This window comes from Photorhabdus antumapuensis (assembly GCF_020387775.1).
Lineage (GTDB): Bacteria > Pseudomonadota > Gammaproteobacteria > Enterobacterales > Enterobacteriaceae > Photorhabdus > Photorhabdus antumapuensis.
Window position 1 is genome coordinate 1 of sequence record NZ_JAHZMK010000040.1, and the last position, 8,884, is coordinate 8,884.

The 8,884-nt window shown below is 44.8% G+C and carries 8 protein-coding genes and 3 pseudogenes; 7 read left to right on the forward strand and 4 right to left on the reverse strand.

The genetic code is table 11. The annotated features are described in order from the left end of the window. Positions 1 to 392: hypothetical protein (locus KZ793_RS15385; protein WP_225816144.1), on the forward strand; the 392-nt coding region annotated here is incomplete at its 5' end. On the opposite strand, the gene KZ793_RS15390 is transcribed toward KZ793_RS15385, so the two are convergent. Both KZ793_RS15390 and KZ793_RS15395 read right to left on the reverse strand, forming a co-directional pair. After that, complete coding sequence (locus KZ793_RS15390; RefSeq protein WP_225816145.1) at positions 389 to 568, reverse strand: hypothetical protein; 180 nt, start codon at positions 566 to 568, stop codon at positions 389 to 391. The two genes, KZ793_RS15385 and KZ793_RS15390, sit on opposite strands and share 4 nt — an antisense overlap. 16 nt (positions 569 to 584) lie before the next feature. Beyond that, the gene (locus tag KZ793_RS15395) at positions 585 to 1,538 is read right to left on the reverse strand and encodes a toll/interleukin-1 receptor domain-containing protein (protein WP_152961716.1); all 954 of its coding nucleotides are present in this window, start codon (positions 1,536 to 1,538) and stop codon (positions 585 to 587) included. Positions 1,539 to 1,934: 396 nt separating this feature from the next. Here KZ793_RS15395 and KZ793_RS23075 point away from each other — a divergent pair. Beyond that, positions 1,935 to 2,446: pseudogene (locus KZ793_RS23075) on the forward strand (IS110 family transposase); the annotation flags it as partial. Positions 2,447 to 2,809: 363 nt separating this feature from the next. Here KZ793_RS23075 and KZ793_RS15410 read toward each other — a convergent pair. Continuing rightward, positions 2,810 to 3,082 carry a plasmid pRiA4b ORF-3 family protein gene (locus tag KZ793_RS15410; RefSeq protein WP_152961717.1) on the reverse strand — a complete coding sequence of 91 codons (273 nt, stop codon included), beginning with the start codon at positions 3,080 to 3,082 and terminating at the stop codon, positions 2,810 to 2,812. A gap of 137 nt (positions 3,083 to 3,219) precedes the next feature. Here KZ793_RS15410 and KZ793_RS15415 point away from each other — a divergent pair. Then, positions 3,220 to 4,197 (forward strand): annotated as a pseudogene (locus tag KZ793_RS15415) (IS110 family transposase). Between the two features lie 47 nt (positions 4,198 to 4,244). On the opposite strand, the gene KZ793_RS15420 reads toward KZ793_RS15415, so the two are convergent. After that, positions 4,245 to 4,400 carry a hypothetical protein gene (locus tag KZ793_RS15420; protein ID WP_225816146.1) on the reverse strand — a complete coding sequence of 52 codons (156 nt, stop codon included), beginning with the start codon at positions 4,398 to 4,400 and terminating at the stop codon, positions 4,245 to 4,247. Between the two features lie 99 nt (positions 4,401 to 4,499). On the opposite strand from KZ793_RS15420, the pseudogene KZ793_RS22925 reads away from it, so the two are divergent. From KZ793_RS22925 to KZ793_RS15440, 4 genes and pseudogenes are all read left to right on the forward strand, one after another. Then, a pseudogene (locus KZ793_RS22925) lies at positions 4,500 to 4,762 on the forward strand (transposase); the annotation flags it as partial. 263 nt (positions 4,763 to 5,025) lie between these two features. Continuing rightward, on the forward strand, positions 5,026 to 5,148 hold the full coding sequence (locus tag KZ793_RS22930; RefSeq protein ID WP_331251323.1) for an ATP-binding protein: 123 nt from the start codon (positions 5,026 to 5,028) through the stop codon (positions 5,146 to 5,148). A 373-nt stretch (positions 5,149 to 5,521) separates the two neighbouring features. Then, positions 5,522 to 5,863: a bleomycin resistance protein gene (locus KZ793_RS15435; protein ID WP_152961718.1), complete on the forward strand. Its 342-nt coding sequence runs from the start codon at positions 5,522 to 5,524 to the stop codon at positions 5,861 to 5,863. 53 nt (positions 5,864 to 5,916) lie between these two features. Continuing rightward, the gene (locus tag KZ793_RS15440) at positions 5,917 to 8,874 is read left to right on the forward strand and encodes a non-ribosomal peptide synthetase (RefSeq protein ID WP_225816147.1); all 2,958 of its coding nucleotides are present in this window, start codon (positions 5,917 to 5,919) and stop codon (positions 8,872 to 8,874) included. Positions 8,875 to 8,884 lie beyond the last annotated feature (10 nt).

An 8,884-nucleotide genomic window follows, 5' to 3' on the forward strand; every position in this document is an offset into this window, starting at 1 on the left:
GCAGGAATCCTTACGGTACCCCATTTACAGAGATCTTCACTGGCGCATGGTCATGGGGAATTTACTACCGGGTTGAGCAGACGGAAAACCTTCTGGTTGCGCTTGCTGAGCACGGCGAGAATGTGGATTACAGCTGCTCCGACGAGGTCCGGGCGCAGATGAAGCAACTGCTGGATGAAATGACTGAAGGCGCAATACCCCGCACGAGGGAATGCATGACCGGAGCCACGGATGCAGAAGACCTGAAGGTGAAAGAAAATACCTTACGGGCCCCTAAGCTAAGTGAGAAACAAACTGAAACAGAAGCAAACAATTCTGCTTTGAGAATTCCTTGCAGTATCTCAGGAACAATTTTAATCCCAAAGGTATCAGGTTCATTTAGGATGCGTTAACACATTTCAAAATGCACCGTGCCTCCCACGTCTATAACATCTCCTTCTGCTTGCAGCCCGACCTGCTCAGTCTGTGGCGCGGGTACGGCAATGCTCAGGGGAGATGCCTGGAATTTGACGATGAAGAGCTGATGGCGTCGCTGGCGCTTTAGCAATCCCGCCAAAATTACAGTCATAGGATAATCCTAGACTTTACGATTTATTTTTTGATTTCAACAAAAACTCCAATGTCTTATACCCGTCTACATCATTAAGTAATAACGGAATAATATCTTCCGATTCCAGAATGAAAGGTTCATGTTTATAAATCATGGAGAAGAACTTTTGAGCTAAAACGTTGCCAGCGCGATGCAATGCGGCTTGGTCACTCGGTGTTGTTTGTTCTGGAAAAAATATTGACATGGTTGCCGTACCAAGTGCTCTCATGCCCCGTGACGGACTGGAATAATCCCAATGCCAGCGCCCTTTGGCCGGACAAAATGTATCATTATCATCAGACAACATATAACCCCATTCACTGCTGTTCCACATCCACTGCGCAGGCAACAGAGGTTGCTGGGGGCTAAGAATGACTTCATGGGTACGCCCATTACCATAAATCTTTACCTCCACGTCTTGGAAATGACGTCTTGCCAGTCTAAACAAATCATCCTTGGCTATATTTTTCTTCATCCAGACACTCATTTCAGCCTGAGTGACCCCCTCAGCCAAAGCGTATATGGCGTCACCAAGAAACAAATTTCGTTTGTGTAATTCTGTTAGGTCCAGATATGCCCGGCCTGCAAGTGGAGTGGGAAGATCCTGAATGCATTCAGCTTCAAATATCAGAGGGATAATTTTTACATCATTTTCGTAGGCGATTTTTTCAAGGACTTGTATTTCTCGGTATAAACCAGAACCCATTGTTTTTGCAGAACGCAAATAGTCAGAATCACAAATACAAAACACTTTAACAGGGCGTTGTGAGAGCGCTTTTAGTATACATGCGTCAATGGATTCGCCGAAACCGATAGTATCGCGGTCCCAGAAGACTGAATATTTCCAATTAAGACTGTTTACTATATGTCGCCGAACCCATTCCTTTTTTTCCAGTGAGCCGCCCCAAGCATAGGATATAAACACAGCTACATTACTTTTGTCATCCATATCAGTATTCCTCGAGTATTCACAGAAAAGATAACATATAATTTCAATAGGTTTTTTGTCACTCGTGACTAACGCAAGAAATGAGAGAACTTCTGAAGTAGTGGACCGCGGTAACCCTAGATCCGACTTTGCTATTTTCGGATCTTCGCATTATGAAGAGAAAAACACACCTATTCATAACTTCGGAAGTTAATCTCATTGAGACCTTGTCAGCACCAAATCCCGCACGTCATAATCTCTAGAACAGAGTGCGCAACGCAAAGATATCGAGTCTGGTTGGGCTGCATCATGCTCGGATACAACTCTTGTAGTGATGTGATGGACGCTCCCTTTTTTAATTGCCGATCGTGTCATCTTTGACTTGATACTGAATATATTGCATTTCGGGAGGTTCTTATGAACACAACCAAAGTGGTGGGCATTGAGCTCGCTAAAAATGTTTTCCAGGTCTGTGTCTGGTTAACGGATAACTCTGTCGCTGGAACAAAAAAGTCTCACGACAAAAATTACTGGATACACTCCGAGCGTTTCCTCCCGATACACTTATTGCGATGGAGGCCTGTCAAAGTGCTCATTACTGGGGAAGAACGTTACAAGCCATGGGATATGAAATCAGGCTTATCCCGACGCAGCATGTCAAGGCACTCTGTAAAAATCAGAAAAATGATGCCAATGATGCGCTGGCTATCTGTGAAACCGCCTGTCGTCCCGGTATCCACTTTGTGCCGGTCAAAACTCTTGAACAGCAGGATATCAGCACTATGCAGTGCCCGACAACTTAGGGTGGAACAACAACCGCACTGGTTAATCAAATCCGGGTGTGGCTCGCCGAGCAAGGTATCATTATCCCTGCGAGCATTCAGCAACTCCGGCAGGCTTTGCCTGACATTTTGGAAGAGGGAAACCATTTGTCCTCCGCCGTCTGCTCCATTCGCTATAAGAAGATATGCGGCGATTTGATGCCCGTATTCACGAAATAGATAAAGAAATTCAGGCGGTATCAAGCCAGCAATCAGGTTACTCCTACCTACTGGAGAGCGTAAAATCTATGGTCACCCTCGTTTTTGCAACCCTCATTTTGATGAATTTTAGGCTCGCTTAAATCTATCCGGCGTCACTATAGGTACGTGCTGGGATTCGGGGTACAGGTTAAATTGTAGATCCCTTAAATTATCAGCACCATCCGATAAGAAAGTAATTTGTTGATTAGCCTGCATTCCCTGTGAAGATAACTGGGCCATGAGTTTTCTTCTGGGATGATTTTCCAGACCTTACTCATAAGTGAATTTATCCCGGTTTTCGAAATGAAAAGACGCAAGTGAAACAGCCCAGGGATCATCATAAAAACTGAGACCTCCTTCATAGTAGATACCATAGTCTTTACCGTAGATATGAAAGGTATGGAGATGGTTATTATCCCAGCCAAAAACAAATTGCAGTAGAAAATGAAAGGCTCCTAATGACATATCGCTCTTCATTCGAAAACGTCGCCAGATCATAGGGCTGACATCTAGAATGGCGGCTTTGACTGTGTATACGGGCATAACTTTCCTTTCACCATGATGATAAAGCGAACGATCATATTAATTGGTTACAGGAATACCCCATACTTAATGAGATGGCCGCCCCCACCCTGTCATTGTATGTTGACAGGGTGATTATTTTTAAAGAGGTCATTGCCATGAATAATATTACACTTATCGGTATCGATCTCAACAAGCCCACCTTTCATATCCATTGTCAGGATAAATTAGGTCATGCTCTTCTCCGTAAAAAGTTTACCCGAACTAAATTGATGGAGTTTCTCGCCAATTGCTCACCGGCAACTGTTGTCATGGAAGCCTGTGCTGGCGCACATTTCATGGCAAGACGGATAGCTGATTTAGGCCATGACACGAAATTAATTTCACCTCAATTTGTAAAAGCAATAAAAATAATTTTGTTGACGCTGAGGCCATCTGTGAAGCTGCCTCACGTCCTTCTATGCGCTTTGCTCGGCCCCGAACAGAAACTCAACAGACAATACGTGCATTACATCGGGTGAGAGAATCGATGATCAGGGATAAAGTAAAAACGATCAATCAGATGTAGGCTTTTTTACTGGAATTTGGTATTAGTCTACCCACAGGGACTTCGGTGATAAAACGGTTTTCAACGGTATTGGCTGAAAATGTACTCCCACCCTATTTGATCCAGTTACTCATGCGGTTATACACTCACTATCTCTATCTGGTTGAACAAATTACTAAGCTTGACGGTAAATTGGAAAAAGCCCTGAGTTGTGATGAGACGGGGCAGCGGCTGATGACGATCCCAGGGATAGGTCCGATTACGGCCAGCGTTTTATCCTCTCAACTCGGTGACGGGCAACAATATGCTCATAGCCGGGATTTTGCTGCCTCCACAGGACTAGTTCCACGACAATACAGTACCGGGGGCAAAAATACGCTGTTGGGAATAAGCAAGCGCGGTAACAAGAACCTGCGACGACTTTTAGTCCAGTGTGCCCGGGTCTTTATCCAACGGATAGACCATCAATCGGGAAGGCTTGCTGACTGGGTCAGGACACAGCTGGCAAGAAAACATTCCTGCGTAGTGGCTTGTGCGGGCCCGGATAGCCTGGGCCATCACAACACGACAAAGCGTGTTCGTGCGGTAAAGGTAATCTCCCTGCCTGAGCAGGGACAGTATTGTTAGTGTAAATAGTTACCCATCTTGGTTTTGCGAAGACTGATTATTGATGACATGAACGGCCAAACGGCCTGATGAAAAACCTGAGCATAAAAATGGCACATTGAAGTCGAACACTTTTTTAGGTTCATCGGGCGCGGAACTCATTGGGGCGCGGGCATCTTTGCTCATATGACGCCGGATAGATTTAAGCAAGCCCATCATAAATCAAAATGAGTGTTGCAAAAACGGGGGCGACCATAGATTTATGCTCTCAGCGTACGACTGTAGTACTATGTGGTGTATGCGCGCAGAGAACAGGCTGATCTGAAAACCCTGGCCCAGGTGGCAGGCCGTCGCTGGGAAATTGAATGTGGTTTTGAGGAAACGAAGGGAAAATGCGGCCTGGATCATTATGAAGTGCGGCAATGGCATAGCTGGTATCGGCACATTACCTTATCGCTACTGGCTTATGCCGTGCTGGCGGTTTTGCGGATAGGGGAGAAAAAAACGCCGGCGGGGCTGGTAGCCCTCAACGTGGCGGAACTGCGTAAACTGCTGTCTAAATTAATGGAAAAAACGGGAGACACCGTCGAGCAGATTTTACATTGATCATATTGGCGGCGATGACACCAATACTACGCACAACAATGTCATTATCGTAGCCGGGATAACCTTATGATTACAGAGCAGTTACGGCTGTAGTATTAGAGAGATTTAAGGGGAAACAAATCAGCGATCTGCTGGATGTGATTGAGGACAGATACGAACAACGCAGCACGGTGATTGTGAACCAATTACCGGTCGGTATGGATTGATGGAAAATCCGACAGTTGCAGATGCGCTGTTAGACCGATTGATCCACAACGCACATTGGCTGGAATTAACAGGAGAATCGCAACGGAAAAAAAGTCTGGCTGAAGCTGCGGAAGTAAGTTAAAAAGTGAGTGGTTACGAAGAAAAGATCAGATGGCCGGACAAACCGAAATCCCTCAGGCGCAGAGCCAATATAAATGAAGGCTATCTTGTGCAGGTTTTACTGGCCGGTTTAAATGTGAATGAAAAATGAGCCTTCACGCTCTTGCCCTGATCAAATGTTGATGACATGATAGGCAATCCATGCTAGGTAAAAATGCTATATTCATAGTAAATCATATTTAATAATTTATTGTTAATTCCTCATGATTTTAGGAGGTATTGTTGAATCTATTTTTATAGTCATATTACTTATTTAATGAGAGTAACGTACAGTGATTTGTCAGACAATCCTGTCTGAGCGTTTAAAAATTATATATAAATAAAAGGGAAAATATATGAGCGATTGGGAGGCTGTCCCTGTATTGGCTGCATTGGATCTAGATGAATTGGTTGACTTTTACACAAGTAAACTTGGGTTCCATTGCGACAATTTTGTTCCTAATGAATATGCGATAATTAGCCGAGGGGAAGCTGAAATCCATTTTTGGGCATGTAACGATAAGTACATTGCAGAGAACACTTCTTGCTATATTTTCGTGAAAGATATCCAAAGTGTGTTTCAAGAACTACAAGCGCAGACTGAAGTCTCTCCGCTTGTGGAAACTCCCTGGGGCATGTTGGAGTTCCACCTAATTGATCCAAGTGGAAATTTACTTAAGTTTGGGCAGCCAGTTTAGCTGTTTAACGTTTTCCCCAACTCCTGTTTATTCAAAGTATATGGACATCGAACTTGAAAAATCCATTCAAACGTATGGCTTCTTTTTCCGCTGAAAAGAAGATAGAAATTGCCAGAAAGGTCAAGCAACTAAGTAGCGCAAGCAACACTGAGCAGAGTAAAAAAGAAAGGCATGCTGATGAAAAGGAGGACGGAGAATCATTCATAGAGTGGTTGAAACTTCATCAGGAGAATAACAATGGAAATCAAAAAGAAGAAGCTCTGTCCCCTGTTACAAGTTCTCAGTTAAGGTTGTGGTATCTGAGTCAGATAAGCGACACCCATTCTATTGCCTATAATATTCCTGTTGCACTGCAGATAACAGGCAGTCTTGATGTTGCCAAGTTAAAGCAAAGTTTTGTAAAACTGGTTGAACGCCATGCATGCCTGAGAACGTGCTTTCCGGTATTCGACGGCATTCCTTCTCAATGTGTCCTGGAGCAATTACAACCTGTTTTTATACAAAGTGTAAAAACACATGAAGAGGTGACTGACTACATACACAAGCGGGTAAAGATACCATTTGATTTGGAAAACGGCGCCTTGCTTAGGGTGGAATTGATGAATCTATCCAACACCGAGCATCTACTGCTGGTGTGCTTTCACCATATTATTGCCGATGGATGGTCAGTTTCAATTCTCGTTAGAGATCTTGTCGCACTCTTTACCGATGAACAGACTCTCGCACAGACTCCCCTCAATGTCAGTTACCAAGACTATTCCCGCTGGCAGAACTCATCCGGTTATACAATGCTGACAGCAAAAAACAAGCAATACTGGATTGACAGACTTACGCCTGTTCCTGAGCGGCTCAGCCTTTGTTTCGAACGGAGCATGTTGACGAAGAATCGTTCATATCATGGTGACAGCATAGACTTCAAAATAGGTGTAGAGGACGTTGCCAAGTTAAACCATTTTGCGGCACAAAACGAAGTCACATTGTACATGGTGGTGTTGGCAGCATTTAAATTGCTCCTTTTTCAGTACAGTGGTCAAACCGATATCGCTGTAGGATCACCGGTCGCAAACCGAGTCAGCTCGGAGTTGGAAAATATTGTGGGACTGTTTTCAAATACGGTCGTAGTCAGAAGCAACATCGAGCGAGGTGCAAGGGTAAGGGACTTTCTTGCAGAACTGAAACGCAGGGTACTGAGCGACTATTCCCATCAAAATTTTCCATTCGAGGAAGTGGTTGAACAACTCAATCCTGCGCGAAGCGCAATGTTTAACCCAATCTTTCAATATATGTTTGTGATGCAAAACTCACCCAGGGAAACCTTACATACTCCGGACTTGTCTTGGAAATTGGTCCAGTGTGAAACCAACGTTTCTAAATTTGACATGAGCTTAATGCTGACAGAAACCTCAGATGGGTTACAAGGGGCTGTAGAATTCAGTACTGAGCTATTTGAAGCGCAGCACATTCGCCGTTTTGTTGAGGGTTATAAACAACTGTTGGGCAATATTGTCGATATGGCCGATAAAAAAATCCTTTCCCTCCCCACGTTGCTCAGAAAAGAACAGGTTGAGCTCGCTACTTGGAATGACACGCATCGTGAGTGGGGCGCTGGCGGTACAGTGTTGGATTTGTTTGAACAGCAGGTTCGGTTGCGACCAGATGCCGTCGCCTTGCGCTTTGCAGATCAGAGCACCAGTTATAGACAGCTTGATGAACGTGCAAACAAGATCGCACATTACCTGTTAGCTCAAGGGGTTAAACCGGATCAGAGGGTTGCGGTGTATCTTGATCGTTCACCAGACATGGTCGCTGGAATTTTGGGCATCACAAAAGCCGGTGCTGCCTACGTTCCCTTGGATATCAGCTACCCTGTGGAGCGGTTGGCCTTCATGCTCGAAGATAGCAATGCAACTTGCCTGTTATCCCACTCTCAGCTGCGTCGGCTGGATCTTGCTGCGGCCCGCACCCTTTATCTCGACTTATGGGGCGGTGAAAATGTGGTTGCTCATACGCCTCAGCGCGACTATGGACCACAAAATCTTGCTTATGTCATTTATACCTCTGGCTCTACAGGAAAACCCAAAGGGGTCATGGTCAACCATCACAGTTTATTCAATCGAATATGTTGGATGCAGAAAGAATTTGATATTGGCCCGGCTGAGCGGATTATTCAAAAGACACCATTGAGTTTTGATGTCTCTGTTTGGGAAGTATTTTTGCCGCTAGTAACAGGAGCAACCATGGTTCTTTTGGAACGAGATAAGCATAAAGATCCAAGTTACCTATACGAGGTGATCCAAAAAGAGTCGGTTTCTGTCTGTCACTTTGTCCCAGCCATGTTGAAGAGTTTTTTACAGTCTAGGAAACATTTTTCCCTAGACAGTTTGAACACCGTCATCTGCAGCGGAGAAGAACTGACAGTTCAACTGCAAAATGACTTTTATACACTTCTTGACGCACAATTGATCAACCTTTACGGACCGACAGAATGCACGATTGATGTCAGTTACTGGTATTGTGATCCGCTCCACAATGATAATGTCGTTCCGATTGGCAGACCCATAGCCAACAGCCAAATTTACATACTAAACCAGGAATTGAATGCCTTACCTCCAGGGTATGTCGGCGAACTTTACTTAGGTGGCGAAGGTCTCGCAAGGGGTTATTTGAACAGGCCTGAACTCACCGCTGAAAAGTTTGTTGTTAACCCTTTTGAGACTGGGACGCGCCTTTATCGAACCGGTGACAAAGCCAAATTTTTACCTGACGGCAACGTTGTATTTATCGGCCGGCTCGACGAACAGGTCAAAGTACGAGGTTTGAGGATTGAACTGGGGGAGATCGAGCATCACTTGTGCCAGTATCCTGCACTTGTGCAAGCTGTGACTATCATTCGCGATGATGTATATGCATCCGGTGAGGCAAACCAACACATTGTTTCCTACATTGTTCCCCAGGCCGATTCTCAGCCGAAGCGGGATGCGCTTGAATGGAAGCACATAGGGGTACCGTAAGGATTCCTGC

Excerpts from the sequence above, each read along its gene's own strand:
- KZ793_RS15390 (WP_225816145.1), bottom strand. The coding sequence starts at position 568 with ATGACTGTAATTTTGGCGGGATTGCTAAAGCGCCAGCGACGCCATCAG.
- KZ793_RS15395 (WP_152961716.1), bottom strand. The coding sequence starts at position 1,538 with ATGGATGACAAAAGTAATGTAGCTGTGTTTATATCCTATGCTTGGGGC.
- KZ793_RS15410 (WP_152961717.1), bottom strand. The coding sequence starts at position 3,082 with ATGCCCGTATACACAGTCAAAGCCGCCATTCTAGATGTCAGCCCTATG.
- KZ793_RS15420 (WP_225816146.1), bottom strand. The coding sequence starts at position 4,400 with ATGAGCAAAGATGCCCGCGCCCCAATGAGTTCCGCGCCCGATGAACCT.
- KZ793_RS22930 (WP_331251323.1), top strand. The coding sequence starts at position 5,026 with ATGGAAAATCCGACAGTTGCAGATGCGCTGTTAGACCGATTGATCCAC.
- KZ793_RS15435 (WP_152961718.1), top strand. The coding sequence starts at position 5,522 with ATGAGCGATTGGGAGGCTGTCCCTGTATTGGCTGCATTGGATCTAGAT.